A 23826-nucleotide genomic window follows, 5' to 3' on the forward strand; every position below is an offset into this window, starting at 1 on the left:
CAGGTTGTCGCATCGGCGCAGCAGACTGTCGCCCCATCAACAACCGAACGGCTGTTTGAACGTGCAAACCCGTGGGTGTCGCGTAAAAAAAGGCGCGATGTTGCCAGCTTTGGCGGGGTGTTGGAAGCGCTATCCGGCCGAACGTTCCCGATTCGCCCTTTTATTGTGCATCCCACACTTTTTCAGTGTGTTTCTGGTGCGCTGTTTCGTCTGGAAAGTGAGTCGCTGGGTAACGCTCTGGCGGATTGCCATTAAATCCAATGACTTGCGATGACTGTCCGGTCGCGCGCAAAGCCCCAGCCCAGAAGAGTTTGAAACATTTTGGCGCAAATATTGCGTGCAGAATAAGGAACGCCCCGTTGGATTCTTTTTACGAGAAGGAAAAACCAGACGGGCCGGACGCAATCGCTTTCCTTGCAAAGGTAGTTTCGATGAGCAGTACCCCAAGCTCCAATGGCCTCGAACAGGGGCTCAAACCGCGTCATGTGACCATGCTGTCGATCGCCGGTGTTATCGGCGCAGGTCTGTTCGTTGGCTCCGGCCACGCCATCGCTGCCGCCGGCCCTGCCGTGCTGTTGGCCTATGCGGCCGCCGGTACCCTCGTGGTTTTGGTCATGCGCATGCTCGGCGAAATGGCGGTTGCCTCGCCGGACACCGGCTCGTTCTCGACCTACGCTGACCGTGCCATCGGCCATTGGGCCGGTTTCACCATCGGCTGGCTGTACTGGTGGTTCTGGGTATTGGTGATTCCGCTGGAAGCCAACGCCGCCGCGACCATCCTGCACGCGTGGTTCCCCGATGTGGGCATCTGGGCGTTTGCTCTGATCATCACCATGTTGCTGACCGTGACAAACCTGTTCAGCGTGAAGAATTACGGCGAGTTCGAATTCTGGTTCGCCCTGATCAAAGTGTTGGCGATCATCGGCTTCATCATTCTCGGTCTGGCGGCAATCTTCGGTTACCTGCCAAACAGCCAGGTCAGCGGCGTTTCGCACCTGTTCGACTCCGGTGGCTTCCTGCCAAACGGCATGGGCGCAGTGCTGGGCGCGATTCTGACCACCATGTTCTCGTTCATGGGTACCGAGATCGTGACCATCGCGGCTGCGGAATCGAAGAACCCGGGCAAGCAAATCTCCAAGGCCACCAACTCGGTGATCTGGCGGATCGGCCTGTTCTACCTCGTGTCGATCTTCATCGTTGTGGCCCTGGTGCCGTGGAACGATCCTACCCTGGCCAACCTCGGTTCTTACCAGACCGTGCTTGAGCGCATGGGCATCCCGAACGCGAAAATGATCGTCGACATCGTGGTGCTGGTCGCGGTAACCAGTTGCCTGAACTCGGCGCTCTACACTTCGTCGCGCATGCTGTTTTCCCTTGGCAAACGCGGTGACGCCCCAGCCATGTCGACTCGGGTCAACAAAAGCGGTACGCCTTACTGGGCGGTGATGCTGTCCACTGGTGCTGCGTTCCTGTGCACATTCGCCAACTACGTGGCCCCGGCTGCGGTGTTCGAATTCCTGCTCGCCAGTTCCGGCGCCATCGCATTGCTGGTGTACCTGGTGATCGCGTTCTCGCAACTGCGTATGCGCAAACAGCGCATGGCTCGCGGCGAGAAAATCGTCTTCAGCATGTGGCTGTTCCCGGGCCTGACCTACGCGGTGATCATCTTCATCGTGGCGGCCCTGACCATCATGCTGTTCCAGGAAGCGCACCGCGTGGAAATCCTCGCCACCGGTCTGTTGAGCCTGCTGGTAGTCGCTACCGGCCTGCTGGTGGCACGCCGCCGCAAGCTGGAAAAACGTGGCGCGGTGGTGTTGAACTGATCCGTAACGCGTAATGCAAAACGGCCGCTGTCAGTGATGACGAGCGGCCGTTTTTGTTTGTGAGCGGTGTTTATTCGCTCTTCTCTTCCTGCGACTTGCCGTAAGTATCCAGCGCAATCCCGAAGTCAGTGATGAACTGCGGTTCGCTCAGCCAGGCCTGGGCGGTTTCGATGTCCATGCCGTCGGCCCACATGCGGTAGTCGATCAGCATGTCGGCGGCCAGGTGGGTGGCGGCCATGCCTTCGTTTTCGGCGTTTTCCATGTCCAGCAGTTCAGGGTGATCGACGATGATGAACGCCAGTTCACGCAGCAGTGTCAGCAGCATCTCGTTACGGCTGACAGCTTCGGCGTCGCGCATTTTGCTGAACATCGCCAGGGTGTATTCCGGGATCGGCTCGGCGAGGTGGCCGAGGTCGTCGTCCTGATCCAGCGGTTTGCGGCCGACCATACGGATTTGCTTGGCTTTGGCCTTGGCGCGTTTGGCGCGTTTCTGTTGCTTGTTCAGGGATGCCATGGGAACTCAGTTCTTCTGTTGGGTTTGTGCAGCGATCGCGTCGGAGGCCGCCACATAGTCGGCCTGGAAGGCCGGGGATTCAATCCACGCCAAGGCACCTGCCTCGTCGGTTTCCTGCGACCACTGGCGATACTCGATCAGTGCGGCGAGGATGAAATCCATCGCGCCTTCTTCGCCTTCCTGTTCAAAGACCAATTCCAGCAACGGGTCTTCGAGGAACGCGGTGCACAGGGCTTGCTGGCTGATCTTCTCGGCGTCGATCATTTTCTTGAACAGTTCGGTCAGGTCCACCGATTCGAAGTCGATGCGATCATCGTTCGGGTCCAGCTCGACCGGTGCTTCGGCGCGTTTGGTGCGGTTCTGCTTGGCCTTGGTTTTGGCCCGGGCGGCGCGTTTTTGCTGCTTGTTGGCGGAGGCCATGATGTGTTCCGTCGTGCGTTGGAGGGGCTCAGCTGCGCGGTACTTGCCGCCCGGGTGTGTCGGGGGCCAGTTCGCCGGTTTGCAGCCAGGTCAGAGCGATGGGCCATAGTGTGGCTTGGTATGCGCTGCGAAAAAAGGCGAAATGTCCGACTTGTTGCTCGCCAACGTCCTGCGGTTCGATGCGCAGATGGGTTTTCGAGGCGTTGCTGAAGTAATTGAGCAGGCGTTCGATGGCCGCAATCGTACCGTAGGGATCGTCGCTGATGCTGATCGCCAAGGTTTGCGCACGCAGGTTTGAGAAGGGCAGATGCCCGGTTTTCGCCAGCATCACCCGGCCGCTTGGCCGCCCTTCATAACGCGGCGAGGGCGTGCTCCAGTCGCGTACAACGCCTGCCGGCGTGTCTTCCAGCCAGCCGAGACGTTTACCAGGGAAGTAGCCGCAGATCAGCGTCAGCAGCGGCATCAGCACATGCCATTTGCCGAACATGCGCCAGCGCTGTTCGGGTGCGTAATCGCGCCAATAAGCGAACTGCGCGCCGACCGTTACCAACCGTCGGATGACCTGCCCGGATTCACCGAGCCCCGCAGCGCAGCCACCAAAACTATGCCCGACCACATCGATGGGCTGTCCGGGAAATTCCCGTTGCGCGCGTTTGAGCATCGCTTCGAAATCCAGTGCGCCCCAGTCTGTCCACGAAGCGTGCAACCCTTTCATTGAGCCGGGACGCGATTCGCCGATGCCACGGTAGTTGTAAGTGATGACATCGAAGCCATTGGCAAACAGATAAGCGGCGAACCGCGAGTAATGACGACAGCGTACCGACGTGGCCGCGTTGATGATCACCACCGGGCGCTGGACATCGGGCAGGGCATGCCGCCAGGTGAAACCACCAAGGACAAAACCGTCGGCGGCTGTTTCCTTGATGGGTTCACCTTGTAACTGCGCTGCCGATGACGACGTTTGCTGCACATCTGCCAATTCGGGCGTGTCCTGAAAACTCATGGCGTTCGACCTTCGCGGGTAGCTGCCAACAATAATCTCGGTACGCCCAAGGGACAATCCGCAGTTCTTCCACACTTGGGAGCACCGTTTTGTAGCTGCTGGCGAACAGTTACTCATTACCTTTGAAGATCGAGTAACGCGCGACCGCCTCGTTGTTCTGCGCGCACAAAGTGATCCCGACGGTCGGCTTGTCGCCCTCACTGAGCTTGAGGGTCGCGCATTTATCCATGTACCACTGACGTGCCTTGTCGTTTTCGACCCGCAGGAGCCTGCGATAGTGGGTCCAGCTCAATTCGAGACGCATTGCGTCACGAATTGGAAATGCTTGATAAAACAGGCGCATGTACCGAAGGTTGGAGGCATCAAAGCCCTTCCCGAATTGAGCCGTCAGCTCTTTCGCCAGTGTCGGCAGTAACTGCTTGCCATACCCCCTGATCACTGTCGTATCCCTGCCCGTAGACGCCGCGCTGGGCACCGTTCTGCTGCCTGTGGACTACGTCAATCCGATCTGATTAGCGTCGCGTGCGCTTGCCCTTCGGCTTCTCCGCAGGCGCCTGCACTTTGCGATAAATCCACAACCCGAACACGCCAATCAGCAGCAGAAACACGGTACCTATGCACTGCGACACGAACTCTATCCAAAATCGCCGTGGTTGTAGGGCCAGGGTATAGGTGTCCTTCGGGCCGCGGTTGGTTGTGGTGATCGAGCCGCTGATCCAGTTTTCGATCAACGTATAAATCGATGCACTGATAGCGAAGGCAATCAGCACGCCAACGAACACGGTCAGCCAGAAGGTCGCACGGCTCTGGCGATACGGTGGCGGGTGGGGCAGGGGGATGCGGGTTCGTTTCTGATTCATGGCAATTCTGCGAACGTCCTTGTACGGTCAGGAAACTGCCGGCTCTTCTCGTTGGTGAGTCAATTGGCCTTGCGTTTTTGGCGGTCGCCCGGCGAGGTGCGCACACTCGGCAATCACCTTCAAGATCTCGATCACCCCCGGGGTCAGCGCTGTGCCAAGACAGATGCGCACGCCTGTGGTTGCATGGCCGTCGGCGAAAAAGATCCCGCTGCCGGCCACGTGGCAACCGCGTTCGGTGGCCAAATGCTGCAGTGCCGACATGTCGGTGTGCCCGGGCAGTTCGATCCAGTGGATGAAGCCTCCGCGCGGTGGCACGTACACGGTTCCCGTGGGGAAGTCCGTGCGCACCAGTGCTTCGACAAAGCTCGCCAGCGAAGACAGTTGCGAGCGGAGCCTGGCGCAGTGTTCTTCCATGTAGCCGCGCCCGATAAATTCGTTGAGAACGTTTTGCGCAAGGCTCGATACCGCCAGGTTGCGTGAAAACATCTGCGCCAGAATGGCATTGCGGTATTTGCCGGCCAGACACCAGCCAACGCGATAACCGGGCGCGACGGTCTTGGAGAATGACGAGCAGTAGATCGTCTGCCCGCTGGTGTCGTAGCTCTTGATGGCGCGCGGGCGGTCCGCTTCTGGCACCAGATCGAAGAAAATGTCGTCCTCGATAATCGGCACGTCCGCTTCGCGTGCGATTTGCGAAAGCCGTGCGCGCGTCTCGTCGGGCATGATGAAACCACGGGGATTCTGCAGCGTTGGGTTGAGAAAGATCACCGCGACCTTTTTCAGCTTCAGCGCTTCTTCGAGATGATCCACGTCCAGGCCCAGTCTGCCGTGCGTGCGGATCGGCAAGGCGCGCATGCCCAGGCGTTCAATGGTCTGCAAGATGCCGTAATAGGTCGGGGTTTCGATGGCGACCGTAGCGCCTCTTGGCGCGACGGCTTCGAGGGCCAGTTCCAGGGCAATGGTGTCGCCCGAGGTCACGAGGATATCGTCCGGCCCGCAGACTACGCCGCGGGTCAGCATCAGCCCGGCGATGCGCCGTCGCAGCGCCGGCAGGCCGGGTGGCGCGACGAGTCCTGTCAGCGAGTTGTCAGCCTTGCCGGCCAGCACTGAAAGGCATTTGTTGAGGAGCACATTCGGCGTGAGGTCGCTGTGCAGGACCGCAGAGTTCAACGACGCGGTGGTGCGCGAGGCGGCTTGGGAGAGCATCGCGACCACCGCATGATTGACGTTGACGGTGACGCTTGAGAAATCGAAACCACTGGCGGGTTTTGCATGTCCCGAGGCCGAAACAAAATAGCCGATTCGGGGTTTGGTCGAAACATAGGCATCGGCTTCCAGATCAGCCAAGGCGCGCTGAACGGTGGTGATGCTGGTTTCAAACATTCGTGCCAGGGTGCGGATCGAGGGCAGTTTTGTTTCGGCTGCCCAATCACCACTTTCGATCTGACGAATAATCCAGTCCTTGACGATCCGCCAGCGTTTGTCCGGTAAATCAAACCTGTCCATAAGTTCTCTGTTATTTCTCGAAACAATTCAGAGAAAGTAGAGCAAAACGACTCCCGTTGCAGCAACTATGACGATGTTGAGGGCGACCAGGCCGAAGGCGAATCGGATCAGGTTGTTCTCTTCATGCCGATTGGCGCCCGCCAGCCCGGTGATCAGCGACAGAATCGACAGCGATCCCAGCGCACCATGCCCGGCGGCACTGTTGACCATCGCGGCCAGCCACGCGCCGTGTTCGCTGGTCAGGGCGGCAATGGACGGCATGACGAGGGTGTTGCCGCCGACGTTGGAACCGGTGACGTAACCGGCGATACCCGCCAGCAAGGCGATCGTTGGCGCCAGGGAAAGCCCCGACAGTGATTGCAGCGTGCGCTGCGCCTCGACGAGGAATCCGGCATTGACCATCACCTGAGAAAGCAGGAGGAACAGGAAAATCGTCGTGACCGGAAACTTCGCCCGGTTGAACAGCGCACGCCAGGGGAAACCCGCTGCGGCGCTTTGTTTGATGGCCATCAGCAGGGTGACGATCAGTAGCGCCAGGCCCGGGGATGCCAAAGGCTTCCACGAAACGTGCTCGCCCTTGATGATCCACAGCGCATCCCAGCCCGACAGCACAAACAACCCGCGCGACGCCACGATCACCCCCAGCAAGGCCAGATAAGGCCATGCCGCGCTCGGCCAGCGCACCAGTTTCTTGCGTTGCGCGTAGGAGATGCCCAGCCCTACGCAGGCCACGGCGAGACCGGCCAGCACACCGGAAACTTCCGGGCCGATCCACAGGTTGATGGAAAACAGTACCGCGACGAACAATGCCGTCACCACGATCAGCCCAAGCCACGGCGAAACAGTGCGGATGCCGCCCTGCCACATGGCGATGGCGGCCAGGCAGAGGAACACCGGCGCGCTGATCAGCGCTGAATGACTACCGAGGGTTTGCGCCGGTAAATGCGCCAGCAACGCACCAATCACAGTGGCCAGACCCAAGGTGCCCCACGGCATGATGACCATGCCGGCCAAGGCAATTTTCATCCCCGACTGGCGGGTGAACAGGCCCATGAGCAAGGGCACGGTAGCGATCAGCGAGACGCCGAAACCGGTCATTGCTTCGAGCAGTGGCGCCAGGCCCAGCACGATGAAGATGACTTGTGCCGGTGGCGTCCAGCCGAGCTCCTTGACCCAGGCGCCGATGGCCTGCGGTGCACCTCCGCGCTCAACCAGAATGACGAAGGCCAGCCCCGGTACGATCACGCACGCGGTGCTGAGAAACAGGATCGTGGTGTCCTGAAAGATCGCCGAGGTGATCGCGGCGGACACAGGTCCGGCCGCGCCCAGTGCCCACAGCACCAGCACCAGCACCACACCCGCCAGCGCGGCTTGTACCGGCGGCCGACGGACGATCAGGATCAATGCGATGACCAGAGCGATGGGTGACATTTGCAACAAGAGAGAGCTCATACACAGTTTTCCTTAACTTAATCGTGAGTCTGCCCGCTGTACTCGGTCGCCCGCATGGAAGCGCGCTCACAAAAAGTCTGATACCACTCGGTCAGGCGTGCTTGAGCGGAAAAGTCTGATAGCTGGCGAAAGGCAATCCAGTCGAGCGCGGTCGCCAGGGCAACGTGGCCGATAGTGATCGGGCCATTGAGGTCCACGTGTTCTTCGATGAAGCGGTAAGCCTCTTTGAGTTTGTAGGCTTGACCGTCGGCGTAGGCCGGATAACGCAAGGCCTCCGGGCGGCGCTCGACTTCCCAGCGCAGCTTGATGCCGACATCGCACATGCCCTGCGCCAAGGCCTGAAGGCGCAGCGCCTTATAGCGCTCGGGGCCGCTTGCCGGGATGAGTTTCGGCCCGTCACTCAGGTCGTCGAGGTATTCACAAATCACGATGGAGTCGAACAGCGCCGTGTCGTCGGGCAGCATCAGCACCGGGACTTTACCTAGCGGGTTGGCCTTGTAGATGACCGCGTTCGGCGACGTCGGGCTGGTCTCGTGGTGGATGACTTCCAGGTTCGAAGCCATTCCGAGTTCGTGAGCCAGCACCAGTACTTTGCGGGCGTAGGGCGAATGCGTCTGGTAGAAAAGTTTCATGCTGGAGTACCTGCCTCAAGGATTGCAGTGGCCGCGCGATGAGCGTCCATGAACAGACGCGAGGGCGCACCCGCCGAAGTGACGTAGTGGTTGTAGTAGCAAGAGCCTTCGGCGAGCGGACCGAGCACCCAGATGTTGCGTACCGCTTCGCCCGAAACCGATTTGGGGTGGCACGCCGCGTCGACATCGATGCCGTCGATGCCCGGCTCGTTGGTTCTCGGGCGGATAAGCCCCAGGCGCGCGAGATCGCGCACCGGTGCACAGTCGCTGTTGTTCACGCCACTGCCCTGGACATAACCGGCGATACGCCGGAAGTTGTCTATCGCCGGTCGTGAGCCGGGCTTGAGAAACGTCAGCAGGCCTGCGTCACACAGGGCGAGCAGGTCGGCGTGGCGCTCTTTCTGCGGGCCGGCAACGAGGCGGTTGATCGCCTTGTGCCAACGGCCGTAGAACTGGCGATGCGAGGCGTCGGTCAGCCCGTCGAAATCCACGGCTTCGCGCAGTCGGTCACGCAGATCGCGCCAGACCTCGATGGCCGCTTTGATCGCCGATTCCCCACGCCCAAGCCGCGATTCGTGCAGGTCGGCTTCGATCGTGTCGTAGATCCAGGCGTGATAGTTGTAAGGCGTCACGTCGTCGGGCAGTGCGTGCCAGATCAGCGCTAGCGGGTTGATGGAGCCGCCGGTCGCTTCGTAATCGCGCAGCAGCGCCTCGCAAGCGACAACACCGGGATTGCCCGCAACACTGACGGCTCTGAGCTTTGCCAGCACCTGCTCCCGCCCTGATTCGCCAAGTACCACGGCCACGGCCGCCGCCCGCATCTCAAGCAGCATGAGCGGCAGGATGTCCTGCTCGAAATCCAGCTGCCGGTGTTGTGCATTTGCCCGCAAGGCTTCGATGCGCGCACTCGTCAGCAGCACGGCGTGGTGGCGAGGATTTTCTATCAGACCATTGGGACGGGTTCGAAACGGCAGCCCGTCCCGTGACTGGATAAAGATCACCGGCTCCTGACCTGAGGGTTCATAGGCGTGACTGGCGTCGGCCATCCGCTTGTAGTGTCCGCCTCGTCCAGAGGTGAGGGCCGCCAAGGTGTCCATTGCGCCCAGCCCCAGCCCTTCGATCAGTACGGTCTCGCCGGGCTCGATGGTGTCGAGGCTGCCGGGCAGTGGATAGATGTTCTCAACGCGTTGGTGATCAGCCGTTTGCAGGCGACCGGTGTGGCCGACCGTCAGGATCAGCCGATCCACCGTCACCGCAGCACCTGAAGCGGTTTTCAGAACGTAATGAGAACCCTCGTTGCGCTCAACAGCCGTGACGGCGTGCTGATGCAGATTCACCGTCACCCAATGAGGAGCGGTGGCGAGGATTCGCGCAAAGGCGTCGGCCAGGTAAGCGCCGAGCAAGTAGCGCGGCAGGAAGTCCTCTGGCTCGACATCGCGTCCATTGGCGGCGAGCAAACCGCTGTCCGGATCGACCTTGAGCCGCTGCGCGCGGCACCACGTCAGGAAGTCCGGCCCCGATCGTTCCCGTGCATCCGCAAGGTTGCCGAATGCCGCCGCGTCCGGAAATACCCCGAGCTGACCGGCAACGGTGTTGAGCAGCAGGTAGTCCGGTTGGTTTGGCCGGTGCGCGCCGCTACCGAGCACATTGGGATCGAAGATGTCGATCACGACGTGTTGCTCCGGGCGCTCTTCAGCAAGGCTCAACAGGCGTTCGAAAATCGACAGCCCGCGCGATCCGCAGCCGACCAGGCCGATGTGCAGAGGCGAATTCACCATCTGCGCTCCTCCCCGAAGAAGGACGGGATGGCGACCGCCGAGCCGTCCTTGACCGCGATGTCGTGGATCATCCGGCCAATCGCCAGATCGAGAATGCCCATGCCGAACGGCGAATAGATCAGCGGTTTGTCTGTGGCGACTTGCAGATCGCCGCGAATCAATTGCGCCACGGTGCCGGTGACGAACTCGCGATGACCGTACTTTTGCTCGGCCAGATGCGGCGATGTATTGGCCTTCAGGCAATGGGTCACGTCGTCGAAGTAGTTGTAACTTTCCTCGATGATTTCTGCGCCGATATCACGCAGCGAGATATTCAACACAATCTGCCCTGGGCGGAATGTCCCGCTGCCTTTGACATAGGGCTCGCCGGCGCTGGTAGCGAACACCACGATGTCGGCGGTCAGTGCGTCCTGCAGCGACAACTGTTGCACATCCGGTAATCCGAGTTGCTTGCCGAATGCCGACAGCGCCTGAGCTGATTCTGCGTTGAGATCGTGAATGCCAACGCTATCGAAAGACCAATCGTCGGCGATGAACGTCTCAAGGATGTTGCGCGAGATCACCCCTCCACCAATGATCGACAGCTTTGGCGCGCTGCGACTTTGGCCATTGAGCCACCAGGCGCCGAGCACCGCCGACGCCGCCGTGCGCACAGCACTGATCAACGCACCTTCCAGTAAGGCGTAGGGATAACCGGTGTCCGGATCGTTGAGGATCAGCACCGCCGAAGCGCGCGGGATACCCGACTTGATGTTGTCGGGATAGCTGGCAATCCACTTGATTCCGGAGACCGATTGATCACCCTCGCTATCGACGATCGCCGCCGGCAGGGCAATGATCCGGTTCGCCGGCTCCGCCGGAAAACGCAGGAAGTAACTGTCGGGGTTAACGGTCTCGCCACGTTCATGGGTGAGGTAAGTCTGCGCGACGATCTCGATGGCTTCCTGACGAAGTCCGTTGAGGATGTCCTTCACGACTGCACCGGGAATGACGTGGAACGGTTGAATCGAAGTTTGAGTGGTCATTGGGGATTACGCCGAAAGTGCCAGAGCGATTTCTGGGAAAAGGGGATGCAGCGCTGCTGCGCCGATGCGCTGGGAAACCCAGTCGTCGGAATAGATGGTTTCGAGGTAGCGCTCACCCATGTCCGGTGAGATCGCCACAACGACATCGTCGGGACGAATGTGCGGCGCCCACTGCTGGATGCCGGCGAGGACAGTGCCGGTGGAGCCGCCGAAGAGCAGGCCGTAGCGTTGCGCCAGCCAGCGGCAGACCTTGATCGTCTGCTCCTCGGGAATCGACAGGAAGTCGTGAATACCGGACGGCTCGAATATCTCCGGCAGGCGGCTGGTGCCGAGCCCCGGAATATGTCGCGTTCCTCCCGGCAAACCGAACGTGACCGAGCCGACGGTATCGACGGCGATGACTTTGGTGTGCGGATGATGTTCGGCGAAGTAGTTCTTGCAGCCCATCAGCGTGCCGGTCGTGCCGGCGCCGACAAACAAGTAATCCACGTGCGCAAACTTACGGGCGATGGACTTGGCCGTCGCTTGATAGTGGGCGAAGGGATTGGTTGGATTCTTGTATTGATTGAGCCAGATGTAGTCGGGGTTTTCCGCGACCATTTGCTCGATCAAACGAATACGTGAATTCAGGTAACCGCCGTTTTCGTCACGCTGATCAACCATGATCATCTCAGCACCCAGTGCCTGCATGAGCTTCCTGTTCGGCGCAGAGATATTCGGATCGATCACACAGACAAACTTGTAGCCCTTGGCAGCGCAGACCATGGCCAGCGCGACCCCCAGATTGCCCGACGAAGACTCGACCAGTCGGGTTTTATGGGAAATCCGGCCCTGGTTTTCCAGATCCGTAACGAGGGCGTGCGCGGTTTTGAGTTTTATCGATCCGGCAGGATTCAGCCCTTCGATTTTCAGTTGGATCGTCGCGCTGCAAAGATCCCCAATCTGCACATAACTGTCTTCATTGATAAGTTGCTTGATCATACGTCGTCCGTTTCGTCTCTATTGCCGGGCGCACGGGGGCGCCAGCATTCATCCTGGAATGTTTGAAAAGCAGTAAATGCAGTTCGCCTGTTGGGTCTGTTTTCAGATTTTTTAGCTGGACGGGAAGTGACCTTGCGGTGGACGCCGATCTATTCAAAAAATCAGGTATTGCGCTCTGAGGGCTTCAGGAGCCCAGAGTTTTGCGGGGCGCAAAGTAGAGCCAGTCATTGGCTCGCCAAGGCTTGGAGAAATACTGGCGAATTTTCCTACACGGGGAGAGATACAGATTTCGGGTTTTTTCCAGTACAGCGGGGGTTGGGGTGTACCGGGAGAAGGGGGAGAAGGCGGGGGGATTAAATCGCAGGCATAAAAAAACCCTGAATCTTGCGATTCAGGGTTTTCGGTATTTGGTGCCCAGAGACGGAATCGAACCGCCGACACGGGGATTTTCAATCCCCTGCTCTACCGACTGAGCTATCTGGGCAACGGGGCGCATTAAAAGGGTTTTTCGGATTCTCGTCAACGACTTTTTTAAAATTTCTTAAATTAATTCCGTCGCTTACGATCCGCCCCCGATTTCTCGGGGTTACTCGGCAGGCGGAACGTAGCCTTCGGCCTGGGCGTATTCCTCGCCGGAGAAGTACTTGTCCATTTCGCCCTGCAGAAATTTACGATCTTCGGCGTTCATCATGTTCAGGCGCTTTTCGTTGATCAGCAGGGTCTGGTGTTTCTGCCAGTCGGCCCAGGCCTTGGCGGAGACGTTGTCAAAAATATCCTGACCTTTTGTGCCCGGGAAAGGAGCGCGATCCAGGGCTGGCAGTTCTTCGTGGTACTTGCGGCATATTACGGTGCGGGTCATGCTGACTCTCCTGCATTCAATACGGCGGCCGCGCGTTCGAGCAAGGTTTTGACCGGGGCGGCGAGGCCCAGGCGCGGCGGGGTGGCGAGGTTATACCAGAGCCAGTCGACCTCGGCCACGTGATGGCTGGCCTCCTGCACCTGAACCAGCCAGGGTTCGATGGACAGCTGGAAGTGGCTGAACGTGTGGACGAGGCTCGGCAGCGCCTGCTGCTCGCCCAGTGCCAGCGAGTGCTGATCGGCGAGATGTTGCAAGTCGTCGAGGTCGTCAAGTTCCGGCAGGCTCCACAAACCGCCCCACAGACCGGTCGATGGGCGGCGATACAGCAGAATCGCGCCGTTGCCATTGGCGAGCATCGGCATCAGCGTGCGTTTCTGCGGGATAGCCTTGCGCGGCTTGGGAATCGGGTAGCGCGTTTCCAGGCCGAGCATGTGCGCCTCGCAGCCACGCTCCAGCGGGCAGAGCAGGCAACTCGGCTTGCTGCGCGTGCACAGCGTAGCGCCGAGATCCATCATCGCCTGTGTGTAGGCGTTGACGCGATCGTGCGGCGTAAAGCGCTCTGCGTTGGCCCACAGCTGTTTGGCGACCTTCGGCTCGCCCGGATAACCCTCTTGCGCGGTAAATCGCGCCAGCACGCGTTTGACGTTGCCGTCGAGGATCGGCGCGCGCAGGCCCATGCTGATGCTGGCGATGGCGCCCGCGGTGGACAAGCCGATGCCCGGCAGATCCGTTAACTTTTCAACATTGCGCGGAAACTCGCCGCCGTACTCGCTGACGACGATTTTTGCGGTCTTCTGCAAATTGCGCGCGCGGGTGTAGTAGCCCAGGCCCGTCCACAGGTGCAGCACTTCGTCTTCTGGCGCCTCTGCCAGCGCTTCGACCGTTGGCAGTGCGGCCATGAAGCGGTCGAAGTAATTGAGCACAGTGCTGACCTGAGTCTGCTGCAACATGATTTCCGACACCCACACCCGATACGGGTTGATGTCCTGCTGCCAAGGCAAGTCGTGGCGGCCGTGGCGGTCGAACCAATCCAGCACCGCCTCTGAAAACTGCTCCGCTCTCATCGCTTGAACAGCCCCTTCAGTGCGTTTTTCAGTTCCGGGCTGACCTTGTCGCCCAATTTTTCGTCGATTTTTTCGCTCAACTTGTCGCCGGCGAGTTTGCTTGCGACCTGGCCAAGGCGTTCGTTATCCAAGCGGCAGGCTTTGGCGCCCAACTCCAGCGGGCCGCGGCAGCGCAGCGGCCACTCGACACCGACGAATTTATCGCCGACCTGGCAGGCCGGGTCCGGCATGGCGCTGGTGTCGCCTTCGACGATGATGCCGACGCGGTAATCCATGCCCAGCACGCGCAAATCGATATCGCCGTCACCGTTGACGGTCATGCCCGGGATTCGCACTTTCAGATCCGGGTTGCTGGCAATGCCGTTGCGGAACGTCAGGTTGCCCTTGAGCTCCTGGAACGGCGTGTCCTTGCCCCGTGGCTCGCCGCTGAGGGTTTTGCGATTAAGCGTGGCAATGCCTTTGCACAGTTGCTGCTCAAGGTTGGCGTTGAGCAACACGCCGTTGTTGATCACGAAACTGGCGTTGCCGTTGAGGGAGTCGATCAGCGCCTGTTGGCTGTTGCCGCTTCCGGTAACGTTGCTGGTGAGGTTCACCAAACCTTTGACCGGTGGGGTCTTGCCTTGGCTTTCGAGGATTTTTTCCACCGGCACGCGGTTGATCCGGGTTTGCAGGTTCAGCACCGGTGCCGTTGGGCGCACGTCGAGAGTACCTTTGGCTTCGAAGTCGCCGTTGTACAACTCACCGCGCAGGTTCTCCAGGGTCAGCAGGCCGCTCTGACCGGTGGCCTTGAGCGCGGCATTCTGGATCGGCAGCTTGTCGAGGGTCAGCTGGCCGAAGGTCAGGTCGGCGTCGACGTCGAGTTTGGCCAAACGCTCAACCGGCAGCAGGCGCTCGGTGCTCCAGGCGCTTTTGCTCGGTTTGTCCGGCAGCGGCGTGGAACCTGCGCCGGCCATGGCATCGGCTTCGGTGCTGGCGACTTCGGCCTGACGCACTTGCGTGGCGCTGGTAGCTTTTTCCGATTTCGGCGGCAGGTAGCGGTCGACGTCGAAGGTGTCGGCCTTGAGGATCGCCCGCAGCGATTGTTTGGCGAAGTCTTCGACGGCGATGCGGCCGCTGAAGTTGCTGTCGTCGAGTTTCAGGTTGATGTTGTCGAAAGCGACGCTGGTCGGCGTCGCGGCAACACGGCTGACCAGTTCGACCTTGCTCAGGCTGCCCTCGGCCATGGCTGGCAGTTTCTGGCCGATGCTGTCGACGAATTTTGCTAGATCAAACTGGGCGATCGAGATGCCGCCAGTGATCTGCGGAGTCTTGTCGAGATCGTTAGCCTTCAGTTCACCCAAGGCGCGCAACTGATTGGCGGAGATCTTGATGCCAGTCCATTCGGCGACGTTCGCCGCTTTATCCAGCAGCAACTGGCCCTGAGCGGAGAAGGTCATGGTCTTGCCTTGCAGCGGATCTCCCGCCACTTCGCCGGAGAGCTTCATGTCTTCGAACTTGTAGCGTTGCAGGGCGCGCTCGAAGCGCAGTTCGCCGCTGAGTTCGGTACGCACCCGCAATACCGGCTGATTGGTGCCTAGGAAAGCGGTGGCCTTGATCGGAATGTTGGTCGAATCGTGCACCGGGCCGGTGCTCAATTGGATGCTCTCGGCGCTGAACTGCTTGCCGGTGAGTTCGTCGTTGTACTCAACGCGGGCGTTGTTGACGGTCAGGCTGTCGATGTCGAGGCGGATCGGCTGGGCCGGTTTTTCCACCGCTACCGGGGTGTCGCTGGCCGGTTGGCTTGGGGTGGCGGGTGGCGTGGAACCAGCCGCTACCGGCACCTTGCCGATGTCTTCCCAGTTGCCGTGGCCATTCTTGTCGCGGTTCAGGCGCAGATTCAGACCTTCGACACGTACGTCACTCATCTGCACTTCGCGGCGCAACAGCGGCAGCACGCGCACGGACAGGCCGAGCATCTGCAAATCGGCAAAAGGTTCGGCAGGCTTGGCCAGGGTGGCAACGCTGGCCTCGTGCAGTTCCAGGCCGAGCCACGGGAACAGGCTCCAGCCGATATCGCCATTGAGCGTCAGCTCGATGTGGGCCTTGTCGCGGGCTATCTGGCGGATCTCGTCTTTGTAATCGTTGGGATCGAAGAGGTGGGTCAGGGCAAAGCCTGCCGCCACAATGATCAGCAACAGCCCGAGAAGTACCAGACCCAGGATTTTGCCGAACGCTTTCATGGGCGAGTCCTTGTAATTTAGTCGAATTCGTAATTTAGCCGGGGAGTATAGCGCTGCAACGACCCGGTCCGGTGTGGCGTCATGTTGCCGTTATCGTCAGCAGCACCTGAAACTTCGCGGCCAGCGCCTGAATCTCAAGCTGCCCCGCAGGCGCCAGCAGGCATAGTCCTGGCCTCGCTTGCGACGCCATTTTCTGCGTTTGGTTCACCCGTCTCTCGGCGAGACGATCTTCTGATTTTGAAAAAACCGGTTCAAAAGATCCCGGCGTTTCCCTGCTTCTTCAGAGGAGGAGATCAGATGACACGAAAAAAGGTGATATCAGTTTGGTTTTTCTGTCACGTGCAAATGGTAACCTTCGCCGGTTCGTCCGTCCTTCTGCGACTTAACGTCGCGCCTTCAAGGAGCTTCACCCAAAAAAAGGTCATGCCTGCGTGCATAAGGCCAAGGGTGAACAGTGGCTGGCGAACCATTCTAATAATTGGGGGATACACAATGAGCACGAGCATCACGGCGGACGGCCTTCGCGCCGACCAGCCTGCGTTCCTGTCCAAGGAGCGCATCATCGCCAAGCCCGGTTTCAACCGTTGGCTGGTTCCACCGGCCGCTCTGGCCATCCACCTGTGCATCGGCATGGCCTACGGCTTTTCGGTGTTCTGGTTGCCACTGTCCAAGGCGCTGGGCGTCACCAAACCGGTAGCCTGCGCGCCGGACATGAGCTTCATCGCACAAGTCTTCTCTTCGCAATGCGACTGGCCGATCTCGATGCTCGGCTGGATCTACACCCTGTTCTTCATCTTTCTCGGCTGCTCGGCCGCGATCTGGGGTGGCTGGCTTGAACACGCAGGGCCGCGCAAGGCTGGTGTTGTATCGGCATTGTGCTGGTGTGGCGGTCTGCTGATCTCGGCGCTGGGGATTTATACCCACCAGATCTGGCTGATGTGGATCGGCTCCGGTGTGATCGGCGGTATCGGTCTGGGTCTGGGCTACATCTCGCCGGTATCGACCCTGATCAAGTGGTTCCCGGACAAGCGCGGCATGGCGACCGGCATGGCGATCATGGGCTTCGGTGGTGGCGCGATGGTCGGTGCGCCGTTGGCGACGGCGCTGATGAGCCACTTCGCCTCGCCTGAAGGTGTCGGCGTATGGCAAAGCTTTGTGGCCATGGCTGCAATCTACTTTGTGTTCATGATCGGTGGCGCCCTGGCCTACCGCGTGCCGCCTACCGGCTGGAAGCCTGAGGGCTGGACTGCGCCGGCGAAGAAAGCGTCGAACTCGATGATCACTCATCGTCACGTGCACGTGAATGTGGCTTGGAAAACTCCGCAATTCCGTCTGGTGTGGCTGGTGCTGTGCCTGAACGTATCGGCGGGTATCGGCATCCTCGGCATGGCTTCGCCACTGCTGCAGGAAGTGTTCGGTGGCAAGTTGCTCGGTGTTGATGTGCCGTTCGGTCAACTGGATGCCGGGCAACTGGCTTCGATTGCCGCGATTGCTGCCGGTTTCACTGGTTTGCTGAGCCTGTTCAACATCGGTGGCCGGTTCTTCTGGGCATCGTTCTCGGACTATCTGGGTCGCAAAAACACCTACTTCGTGTTCTTTGCGCTGGGTTTTGCCCTGTACGCATTGATCCCGAACCTCGGCCACTTGGGCAACGTTGCGCTGTTCGTGGCGGCGTTCTGCATCATTCTGTCGATGTACGGCGGTGGTTTTGCGACTGTTCCGGCATATCTGGCTGACTTGTTCGGCACGCAGATGGTCGGTGCGATTCACGGTCGTCTGCTGACTGCCTGGGCTGCGGCTGGCGTGCTCGGCCCGGTGCTGGTGAACTACCTGCGTGAGTATCAACTGAGCATCGGCGTTGAACGCGCCGCCGCTTACGACATCACCCTGTACATCCTGGCAGGCCTGCTGGTGTTGGGCTTCCTGTGCAACCTGCTGGTGCGCCCGGTGGCCGACAAGTACTTCATGACCGACGCCGAACTGGCTGCCGAACAGGCACTGGGTCATGACAAAGGTGCTGATGCGAGCACCGTTCTGGAGTGGAAAGCTGCACCGGGCAGCAAGCCATTGGCTATCGCTGCGTGGCTGGCGGTCGGTATTCCGTTGGCGTGGGGTGTGTGGGTGACCCTGCAGAAAACGGCGGTATTGTTTCACTAAGTAAACGCTAAAACGCAGTACCCCTGTGGGAGCGAGCCTGCTCGCGAAGACGGCGTGTCAGTCGACATCAGTGTTGGCTGATATACCGCTTTCGCGAGCAGGCTCGCTCCCACATTTGTTTTTGGGGTGTCCAAAATGAGTTGTATGGACATGTCTACCCGCGACAGCCGGGCATTCTATCCGTCTGCCATATCACCTCGCGTGTTTCTGTTTCGGCCTCGCGCCCCTATAATGGCTGCCTTTTTCGCCCAATGATTTTGCGGAGCTGGTGATGGCCGAACGTAAGGCGTCTGTCGAGCGCGACACTCTGGAAACCCAGATCAAAGCCTCGATCAACCTTGATGGCACCGGAAAGGCCCGAGTCGCTCTCGGTGTTCCATGTCTGGAGCACAGGCTGGATCCGAGCGCCCGTCCCGGGAGGATCGAGCTGGATATTGAATGCAAGGGCGATCTGCATATCGACGACCACCATACGGTGGAAGATGTCGGTATCACTCTCGGCCAGGCCTTCGCCAAAGCCATCGGCGACAAGAAAGGCATCCGTCGCTACGGCCACGCCTACGTGCCGCTCGATGAAGCGCTGTCGCGCGTGGTGATCGACTTCTCCGGTCGTCCGGGCTTGCAGATGCATGTGCCGTACACCCGCGCCACCGTTGGCGGCTTCGACGTTGACCTGTTCCAGGAGTTCTTCCAGGGCTTCGTCAACCACGCGCTCGTCAGCATGCACATCGACAACCTGCGCGGCACCAACACCCACCACCAGATCGAAACCGTGTTCAAGGCTTTCGGCCGCGCCCTGCGCATGGCTGTGGAGCTGGATGAGCGCATGGCCGGGCAGATGCCATCGACCAAAGGCGTTCTGTAATGCAGACGGTTGCAGTTATCGACTACGGCATGGGCAACCTGCACTCGGTGGCCAAGGCCCTCGAGCACGTTGGTGCCGGCAAGGTGCTGATCACCAGCGATGCGGACGTGATCCGTGAAGCCGACCGCGTGGTCTTCCCCGGCGTTGGCGCAATTCGCGATTGCATGGCGGAGATCCGTCGCCTCGGTTTTGACTCGTTGGTGCGTGAAGTCAGCAAGGATCGGCCGTTCCTCGGTATCTGTGTCGGCATGCAAGCCTTGCTCGACACCAGCGAAGAGAACGACGGCGTCGACTGCATCGGCCTGTTCCCGGGCGCGGTGAAGTTCTTCGGCAAAGACCTGCACGAAGACGGCGAACACCTGAAAGTCCCGCACATGGGCTGGAACGAAGTGAAGCAGTCGGTGAGTCACCCGCTGTGGCATGACATTCCGGACGTGGCGCGTTTCTACTTTGTGCACAGCTATTACATCGCCGCCGCCAATGCGCGGCAGGTGGTGGGCAGCGGTCATTACGGCGTCGATTTCGCTGCAGCACTGGCCGAAGGCTCGCGCTTCGCCGTGCAGTTCCACCCGGAGAAGAGCCATACCCATGGCCTGCAATTGCTGCAGAACTTCGCCGCGTGGGACGGTCGCTGGTAAATGGCCGCCAAGAAGTCCAAGCCGCCGATCCTGACCCTCACTCCCGAGCAGGAGAGCGAGGCCAATCACAAGATCAAACGCTTTATGGAAGATCGTTTCGAACTCGACCTCGGGTCATTCGAAGCGGCCGAGATTCTTGAGTTGTTTACCCGCGAAATTGCTCCGCACTATTACAACAGGGCGATTTTCGATGTGCAGACCCACCTCAAGGAGCGGTTTGACAGCATCGAAAGTGACCTGTGGGCGCTCGAGAAAAACTGATTACCGAGCCAAGCTGAACATTCAAATTTGAAGGTTTGCCAGATGCTGATTATTCCCGCTATCGATCTTAAAGACGGTGCCTGCGTACGCCTGCGTCAGGGCCGCATGGAAGATTCCACAGTGTTCTCCGATGACCCGGTGAGCATGGCTGCCAAGTGGGTAGAGGGCGGTTGCCGTCGTCTGCATCTGGTCGATCTGAATGGCGCATTCGAAGGCCAGCCGGTCAACGGCGAAGTGGTCACGGCCATCGCCAAGCGTTACCCGACCCTGCCGATCCAGATTGGCGGCGGCATTCGCTCGCTGGAAACCATCGAGCACTACGTCAAGGCTGGCGTGAGCTACGTCATCATCGGCACCAAAGCGGTGAAAGATCCGGCGTTCGTGGCTGAAGCCTGCCGTGCGTTCCCGGGCAAAATCATTGTCGGTCTGGATGCCAAAGACGGTTTTGTCGCTACTGATGGCTGGGCTGAAATCAGCACCGTGCAGGTGATTGATCTGGCCAAGCAGTTCGAAGCCGATGGTGTGTCCTCGATCGTTTATACCGACATCGCCAAAGACGGCATGATGCAGGGCTGCAACGTGCCGTTCACCGCCGCGCTGGCGGCGGCCACGAAGATCCCGGTGATCGCTTCCGGCGGCATCCACAACCTCGGTGACATCAAGTCGCTGCTCGACGCCAAGGCGCCGGGCATCATCGGCGCGATCACCGGCCGGGCGATCTACGAAGGCACTCTCGATGTCGCCGAAGCGCAAGCTTTCTGCGATTCGTACAAAGGCTGAGGACTGACCATGGCGCTGGCCAAACGCATCATCCCTTGCCTGGACGTGGACAACGGCCGGGTCGTCAAAGGTGTGAAGTTCGAGAACATCCGCGATGCCGGTGACCCGGTGGAAATCGCCCGTCGCTATGACGAGCAGGGTGCCGACGAGATTACCTTTCTCGACATCACCGCCAGCGTCGATGGCCGCGATACCACGCTGCATACCGTCGAGCGCATGGCCAGCCAGGTGTTTATCCCGCTGACCGTCGGCGGTGGCGTGCGTACCGTGCAGGACATTCGCAATCTGCTCAATGCCGGTGCCGATAAGGTTTCGATCAACACCGCTGCGGTGTTCAACCCGGAATTCGTTGGCGAAGCGGCGCAGCATTTCGGCTCGCAATGCATCGTCGTCGCCATCGACGCAAAGAAGGTTTCCGGTCCGGGCGAAACCCCGCGCTGGGAAATCTTCACCCACGGCGGTCGCAAGCCGACCGGCCTCGACGCGGTCGAGTGGGCAAAGAAAATGGAAGGCCTCGGTGCCGGTGAGATCCTGCTGACCAGCATGGATCAGGACGGCATGAAAAACGGTTTCGACCTCGGCGTGACCCGTGCCATCAGCGATGCACTGGGCATTCCGGTGATCGCTTCCGGTGGTGTCGGCAACCTGCAGCATCTGGCCGACGGCATCCTCGAAGGTCACGCCAGCGCGGTGTTGGCGGCGAGTATTTTCCACTTCGGCGAATACACCGTGCAGGAAGCCAAAGCGTATATGGCGCATCGTGGGATTGTAATGCGCTAAACCATACAGGCCAGTGGACAGCATGGCGTACCCAAGGCACTCTTGGGCACGCCATGGATTTCGGTAGCCACGACATGATCAAACGCCTGCTTCTTGTTCTCGCCAGTGCCTCTGTGTTGCTGCTCAACACGGCCCGTGCGGAAAACAGTCCCGACACCGATCTGGTGCTGCTCACCGAAAACTTCCCGCCGTACAACATGGCGAAGAACGGCAAAAACTTCGCCCAGGGCGAGAACATCAACGGTATTGCGACCGACATCGTGCGCGAGATGTTCCAGCGTGCCGGTGTCAGCTACAGCCTGACACTGCGCTTCCCTTGGGAGCGGGTCTACAAACTGGCGCTGGAAAATCCCGGTTACGGTGCCTTCGTGATGGCGCGGTTGCCGGATCGCGAGAAACTCTTCAAATGGGTCGGCCCGATCGGCCCCGACGACTGGATTTTGTTGGCCAAGGCTGACAGCAAGATCACCCTCGAAACCCTCAATGACGCGCGCAAATACAAGATCGGTGCCTACAAGGGCGATGCGATTGCCGAGACGCTGACCAAGCAAGGCCTGAAGCCGGTAGTCGTGCTGCGCGATCAGGACAATGCGAAGAAGCTGGTCAACGGTCAGATCGACCTGTGGGCGACGGGTGATCCTGCCGGCCGATATCTGGCGCGACAGGATGGTGTGACCGGGCTCAAGACCGTGCTGCGTTTCAACAGTGCCGAGTTGTACCTGGCACTGAACAAAGATGTTTCCGACGACGTTGTCGCCAAGCTTCAGGCCGCGCTCGATCAACTGCGCAAAGAAGGTGTAGTTGACGACATCATGGCGCGGTATCTGTAGCGCTCGGCAAATCTGGCTCCGGTGGCGAGGCGATGACTTCGTTGTCTGCTCCGGGAGTCCGTGTGTCCATTTCCACTTCTGGCTCCTGTTGCGCAACGACAGTGACTTCAGGCTCCGCGGGCGTGTACTGGCTGATGTGCAGGCTGGCGCCATCGGTGTAACTGAAACCACCTGTCACCGGCGTACCGTCTGCGCGCATTAGCCGGTAGTCGCTCTGCTTCAGATAAACCGCCACGGATCTGTTTTTGTCCACGACAGCGACCACGTCAATGGCTGCTGTGTTTAACCATTCGTTGGCGTGAATTTCACATTGGGTGAAATCGTGGCTCAGTCGCGCCGAAAACAGGAGCGGGTTGGGCAGGCTGGTTTGCCATTGAGCGCCAAACTCGACCGAGGTGATGCGGGTGAATGTGCGCAGGCTTTCAGTTCGCTGCGCACGGGGAGATGTCCATCTGAACGTCTTGCTCTGGTCGTCTGTGTTGTGGCCATGGCCGACCAGCACATACTGATCCGTGCGTTCCAGAAGATAGCAAGGTGACAGGCGTAGCTGCTCAAGGGGAGGGAGTTGCGGGTCTCTTACTGCAAACCAGGGAAGTCGAACGGTGTAAGTGGGCTTGTCCGCAGCCTCCGCAAGCGCTGGCGTTTCCCCGCAAAGCACAGGTGCTGTTGGTTGCGGGTTGACCTGAAGCGGGATCTGCATGCGCAACGAGTAGACAGGAGCATTGGCCGGCCTTGAGTAGCCGCTGAAACCGGTAAAGGTGCCCGGTGCCAGATGGATCTCACCCGATGCGGGGGCTGGCGGTACGGCAGTCCAGACGCTCACACTTTGTCGGGCACCGCTGCTTTTGTCGTTCCAGACCGGTTCGGTGCCGCTCGATGCAATCACCAGATCCTCACGGACACAACGGACCGCGTTGAACGAAGGTTTTTCGTGGTCGCTTGAGCAAACCGACCCCAGTGCCACGTAGCCGTCTGGGGGGATTGGTTTCCAGATCGATAGGTCTCTTTTCGATCCTGAGCCGGAATCTTTCCAGATCAACTGGTAATCGTCGGGGCGACACAGCGCCTTGCCCTTGGCGGGATCGGTGCTGGGTGTGTCTGCTTCGCAAACCACAGCCACCACGCGCGTGCCGTTGATATTGCCGTGACCGACAGAGGCGACGTCGCCCAGAGGAAAATAGCCTGGTAGCAGATCAGGGGCAGGGGTGGGGTGCCAGAAGGCTGCAGGTTTTGCCTGCAAACCGCTGGTATCCCAGATTCGCAGAAATTCTGTCGTGAAGTTGATCAGCAGGTTGTCGATTTTTATGGAGTTCATTCGCCCGGCAGACGAAGTGATTTGTTCATCGGTCGTCATAGTCAGTCCTGATAGTTGATGGGCG

The 23826-nt window shown here is 59.7% G+C and carries 23 protein-coding genes, 1 tRNA gene and 1 pseudogene; 9 read left to right on the plus strand and 16 right to left on the minus strand.

The features are described from left to right. A partial coding sequence (locus ACIOVB_RS11605) for a hypothetical protein (protein WP_401267743.1) occupies positions 1-255 on the plus strand: 255 nt, incomplete at its 5' end. A gap of 176 nt (positions 256-431) precedes the next feature. Continuing rightward, on the plus strand, positions 432-1823 hold the full coding sequence (gene gabP, locus ACIOVB_RS11610; RefSeq protein ID WP_187678894.1) for a GABA permease: 1392 nt from the start codon (positions 432-434) through the stop codon (positions 1821-1823). Between the two features lie 70 nt (positions 1824-1893). Here the strand turns inward: gabP and ACIOVB_RS11615 are convergent, their stop codons facing one another. The 15 genes and pseudogenes from ACIOVB_RS11615 to ACIOVB_RS11685 all read right to left on the minus strand — a co-directional run bounded on the left by ACIOVB_RS11615 (position 1894) and on the right by ACIOVB_RS11685 (position 16136). Further along, complete coding sequence (locus ACIOVB_RS11615; protein WP_187678893.1) at positions 1894-2337, minus strand: hypothetical protein; 444 nt, start codon at positions 2335-2337, stop codon at positions 1894-1896. A 6-nt stretch (positions 2338-2343) separates the two neighbouring features. Then, a complete protein-coding gene (locus tag ACIOVB_RS11620) occupies positions 2344-2757 on the minus strand; it encodes a hypothetical protein (RefSeq protein ID WP_123470626.1) in 414 nt (137 codons plus the stop codon). Between the two features lie 28 nt (positions 2758-2785). Beyond that, positions 2786-3760: an alpha/beta fold hydrolase gene (locus tag ACIOVB_RS11625; RefSeq protein WP_401267747.1), complete on the minus strand. Its 975-nt coding sequence runs from the start codon at positions 3758-3760 to the stop codon at positions 2786-2788. A 214-nt stretch (positions 3761-3974) separates the two neighbouring features. Next, positions 3975-4187, minus strand: a pseudogene (locus ACIOVB_RS11630) (DUF1016 N-terminal domain-containing protein); the annotation flags it as partial. Between the two features lie 85 nt (positions 4188-4272). After that, a complete protein-coding gene (locus tag ACIOVB_RS11635; protein ID WP_401267750.1) occupies positions 4273-4620 on the minus strand; it encodes a hypothetical protein in 348 nt (115 codons plus the stop codon). Positions 4621-4647: 27 nt separating this feature from the next. Beyond that, positions 4648-6126, minus strand: a complete 1479-nt coding sequence (locus ACIOVB_RS11640) for a PLP-dependent aminotransferase family protein (protein WP_401267752.1) — start codon at positions 6124-6126, stop codon at positions 4648-4650. Between the two features lie 27 nt (positions 6127-6153). Next, complete coding sequence (locus tag ACIOVB_RS11645) at positions 6154-7578, minus strand: L-lactate permease (protein WP_401267755.1); 1425 nt, start codon at positions 7576-7578, stop codon at positions 6154-6156. A gap of 17 nt (positions 7579-7595) precedes the next feature. After that, the gene (locus ACIOVB_RS11650; protein WP_401267758.1) at positions 7596-8210 is read right to left on the minus strand and encodes a glutathione S-transferase family protein; all 615 of its coding nucleotides are present in this window, start codon (positions 8208-8210) and stop codon (positions 7596-7598) included. Then, positions 8207-9988, minus strand: coding sequence for an FAD/NAD(P)-binding protein (locus tag ACIOVB_RS11655; RefSeq protein ID WP_401267761.1), 1782 nt, complete (start codon positions 9986-9988; stop codon positions 8207-8209). The genes ACIOVB_RS11650 and ACIOVB_RS11655 overlap by 4 nt, the downstream gene beginning before the upstream one ends. After that, complete coding sequence (gene sbnB / locus ACIOVB_RS11660; RefSeq protein WP_401267764.1) at positions 9982-11013, minus strand: 2,3-diaminopropionate biosynthesis protein SbnB; 1032 nt, start codon at positions 11011-11013, stop codon at positions 9982-9984. Before sbnB ends, ACIOVB_RS11655 begins: the two co-directional genes overlap by 7 nt. Before the next feature lie 6 nt (positions 11014-11019). Continuing rightward, entirely contained in the window at positions 11020-11994 is a 975-nt protein-coding gene (sbnA, locus tag ACIOVB_RS11665; RefSeq protein WP_401267767.1) for a 2,3-diaminopropionate biosynthesis protein SbnA, read from the minus strand. A 408-nt stretch (positions 11995-12402) separates the two neighbouring features. Next, positions 12403-12478, minus strand: a tRNA-Phe gene (locus ACIOVB_RS11670). A gap of 102 nt (positions 12479-12580) precedes the next feature. After that, entirely contained in the window at positions 12581-12853 is a 273-nt protein-coding gene (locus tag ACIOVB_RS11675; protein WP_401267770.1) for an oxidative damage protection protein, read from the minus strand. Further along, positions 12850-13917, minus strand: coding sequence for an A/G-specific adenine glycosylase (gene mutY, locus ACIOVB_RS11680; RefSeq protein WP_401267773.1), 1068 nt, complete (start codon positions 13915-13917; stop codon positions 12850-12852). The genes ACIOVB_RS11675 and mutY overlap by 4 nt, the downstream gene beginning before the upstream one ends. Continuing rightward, positions 13914-16136 (minus strand): AsmA family protein, encoded by a 2223-nt coding sequence (locus tag ACIOVB_RS11685; protein WP_401267776.1) that lies wholly within the window; start codon positions 16134-16136, stop codon positions 13914-13916. The genes mutY and ACIOVB_RS11685 overlap by 4 nt, the downstream gene beginning before the upstream one ends. Before the next feature lie 492 nt (positions 16137-16628). Between ACIOVB_RS11685 and ACIOVB_RS11690 the strand changes: the two genes are divergently transcribed. The 7 genes from ACIOVB_RS11690 to ACIOVB_RS11720 all read left to right on the plus strand — a co-directional run bounded on the left by ACIOVB_RS11690 (position 16629) and on the right by ACIOVB_RS11720 (position 22447). Continuing rightward, positions 16629-18293 carry an OFA family MFS transporter gene (locus ACIOVB_RS11690; RefSeq protein ID WP_187678881.1) on the plus strand — a complete coding sequence of 555 codons (1665 nt, stop codon included), beginning with the start codon at positions 16629-16631 and terminating at the stop codon, positions 18291-18293. Between the two features lie 271 nt (positions 18294-18564). Further along, positions 18565-19158 carry an imidazoleglycerol-phosphate dehydratase HisB gene (gene hisB / locus ACIOVB_RS11695; RefSeq protein ID WP_401267780.1) on the plus strand — a complete coding sequence of 198 codons (594 nt, stop codon included), beginning with the start codon at positions 18565-18567 and terminating at the stop codon, positions 19156-19158. Continuing rightward, positions 19158-19796 (plus strand): imidazole glycerol phosphate synthase subunit HisH, encoded by a 639-nt coding sequence (gene hisH, locus ACIOVB_RS11700; protein WP_401267783.1) that lies wholly within the window; start codon positions 19158-19160, stop codon positions 19794-19796. The genes hisB and hisH overlap by 1 nt, the downstream gene beginning before the upstream one ends. After that, positions 19797-20057, plus strand: coding sequence for a DUF2164 domain-containing protein (locus ACIOVB_RS11705; protein ID WP_187678879.1), 261 nt, complete (start codon positions 19797-19799; stop codon positions 20055-20057). A gap of 42 nt (positions 20058-20099) precedes the next feature. After that, a complete protein-coding gene (hisA, locus tag ACIOVB_RS11710; protein WP_007909210.1) occupies positions 20100-20837 on the plus strand; it encodes a 1-(5-phosphoribosyl)-5-[(5-phosphoribosylamino)methylideneamino]imidazole-4-carboxamide isomerase in 738 nt (245 codons plus the stop codon). Between the two features lie 9 nt (positions 20838-20846). After that, on the plus strand, positions 20847-21617 hold the full coding sequence (gene hisF / locus ACIOVB_RS11715) for an imidazole glycerol phosphate synthase subunit HisF (RefSeq protein WP_007897430.1): 771 nt from the start codon (positions 20847-20849) through the stop codon (positions 21615-21617). A 74-nt stretch (positions 21618-21691) separates the two neighbouring features. Beyond that, on the plus strand, positions 21692-22447 hold the full coding sequence (locus ACIOVB_RS11720; protein ID WP_187678878.1) for an ABC transporter substrate-binding protein: 756 nt from the start codon (positions 21692-21694) through the stop codon (positions 22445-22447). On the opposite strand, the gene ACIOVB_RS11725 is transcribed toward ACIOVB_RS11720, so the two are convergent. Then, positions 22428-23801, minus strand: coding sequence for a Vps62-related protein (locus tag ACIOVB_RS11725; protein WP_401267786.1), 1374 nt, complete (start codon positions 23799-23801; stop codon positions 22428-22430). The two genes, ACIOVB_RS11720 and ACIOVB_RS11725, sit on opposite strands and share 20 nt — an antisense overlap. Positions 23802-23826 lie beyond the last annotated feature (25 nt).

Source organism: Pseudomonas sp. NPDC087639, assembly GCF_044743385.1.
Classification (GTDB): Bacteria; Pseudomonadota; Gammaproteobacteria; order Pseudomonadales; family Pseudomonadaceae; genus Aquipseudomonas.

What these genes read in the sequence shown, in the direction of transcription:
- hisA (WP_007909210.1), top strand. Translation starts at nt 20,100, where the DNA reads ATGCTGATTATTCCCGCTATCGATCTTAAAGACGGTGCCTGCGTACGC.
- ACIOVB_RS11620 (WP_123470626.1), bottom strand. Translation starts at nt 2,757, where the DNA reads ATGGCCTCCGCCAACAAGCAGCAAAAACGCGCCGCCCGGGCCAAAACC.
- ACIOVB_RS11650 (WP_401267758.1), bottom strand. Translation starts at nt 8,210, where the DNA reads ATGAAACTTTTCTACCAGACGCATTCGCCCTACGCCCGCAAAGTACTG.
- ACIOVB_RS11625 (WP_401267747.1), bottom strand. Translation starts at nt 3,760, where the DNA reads ATGAGTTTTCAGGACACGCCCGAATTGGCAGATGTGCAGCAAACGTCG.
- ACIOVB_RS11640 (WP_401267752.1), bottom strand. Translation starts at nt 6,126, where the DNA reads ATGGACAGGTTTGATTTACCGGACAAACGCTGGCGGATCGTCAAGGAC.
- mutY (WP_401267773.1), bottom strand. Translation starts at nt 13,917, where the DNA reads ATGAGAGCGGAGCAGTTTTCAGAGGCGGTGCTGGATTGGTTCGACCGC.
- ACIOVB_RS11675 (WP_401267770.1), bottom strand. Translation starts at nt 12,853, where the DNA reads ATGACCCGCACCGTAATATGCCGCAAGTACCACGAAGAACTGCCAGCC.
- ACIOVB_RS11720 (WP_187678878.1), top strand. Translation starts at nt 21,692, where the DNA reads ATGATCAAACGCCTGCTTCTTGTTCTCGCCAGTGCCTCTGTGTTGCTG.
- hisH (WP_401267783.1), top strand. Translation starts at nt 19,158, where the DNA reads ATGCAGACGGTTGCAGTTATCGACTACGGCATGGGCAACCTGCACTCG.
- ACIOVB_RS11690 (WP_187678881.1), top strand. Translation starts at nt 16,629, where the DNA reads ATGAGCACGAGCATCACGGCGGACGGCCTTCGCGCCGACCAGCCTGCG.
- sbnA (WP_401267767.1), bottom strand. Translation starts at nt 11,994, where the DNA reads ATGATCAAGCAACTTATCAATGAAGACAGTTATGTGCAGATTGGGGAT.
- ACIOVB_RS11705 (WP_187678879.1), top strand. Translation starts at nt 19,797, where the DNA reads ATGGCCGCCAAGAAGTCCAAGCCGCCGATCCTGACCCTCACTCCCGAG.
- hisB (WP_401267780.1), top strand. Translation starts at nt 18,565, where the DNA reads ATGGCCGAACGTAAGGCGTCTGTCGAGCGCGACACTCTGGAAACCCAG.
- ACIOVB_RS11615 (WP_187678893.1), bottom strand. Translation starts at nt 2,337, where the DNA reads ATGGCATCCCTGAACAAGCAACAGAAACGCGCCAAACGCGCCAAGGCC.
- hisF (WP_007897430.1), top strand. Translation starts at nt 20,847, where the DNA reads ATGGCGCTGGCCAAACGCATCATCCCTTGCCTGGACGTGGACAACGGC.
- ACIOVB_RS11645 (WP_401267755.1), bottom strand. Translation starts at nt 7,578, where the DNA reads ATGAGCTCTCTCTTGTTGCAAATGTCACCCATCGCTCTGGTCATCGCA.
- ACIOVB_RS11655 (WP_401267761.1), bottom strand. Translation starts at nt 9,988, where the DNA reads ATGGTGAATTCGCCTCTGCACATCGGCCTGGTCGGCTGCGGATCGCGC.
- ACIOVB_RS11635 (WP_401267750.1), bottom strand. Translation starts at nt 4,620, where the DNA reads ATGAATCAGAAACGAACCCGCATCCCCCTGCCCCACCCGCCACCGTAT.
- gabP (WP_187678894.1), top strand. Translation starts at nt 432, where the DNA reads ATGAGCAGTACCCCAAGCTCCAATGGCCTCGAACAGGGGCTCAAACCG.
- ACIOVB_RS11725 (WP_401267786.1), bottom strand. Translation starts at nt 23,801, where the DNA reads ATGACGACCGATGAACAAATCACTTCGTCTGCCGGGCGAATGAACTCC.
- sbnB (WP_401267764.1), bottom strand. Translation starts at nt 11,013, where the DNA reads ATGACCACTCAAACTTCGATTCAACCGTTCCACGTCATTCCCGGTGCA.
- ACIOVB_RS11685 (WP_401267776.1), bottom strand. Translation starts at nt 16,136, where the DNA reads ATGAAAGCGTTCGGCAAAATCCTGGGTCTGGTACTTCTCGGGCTGTTG.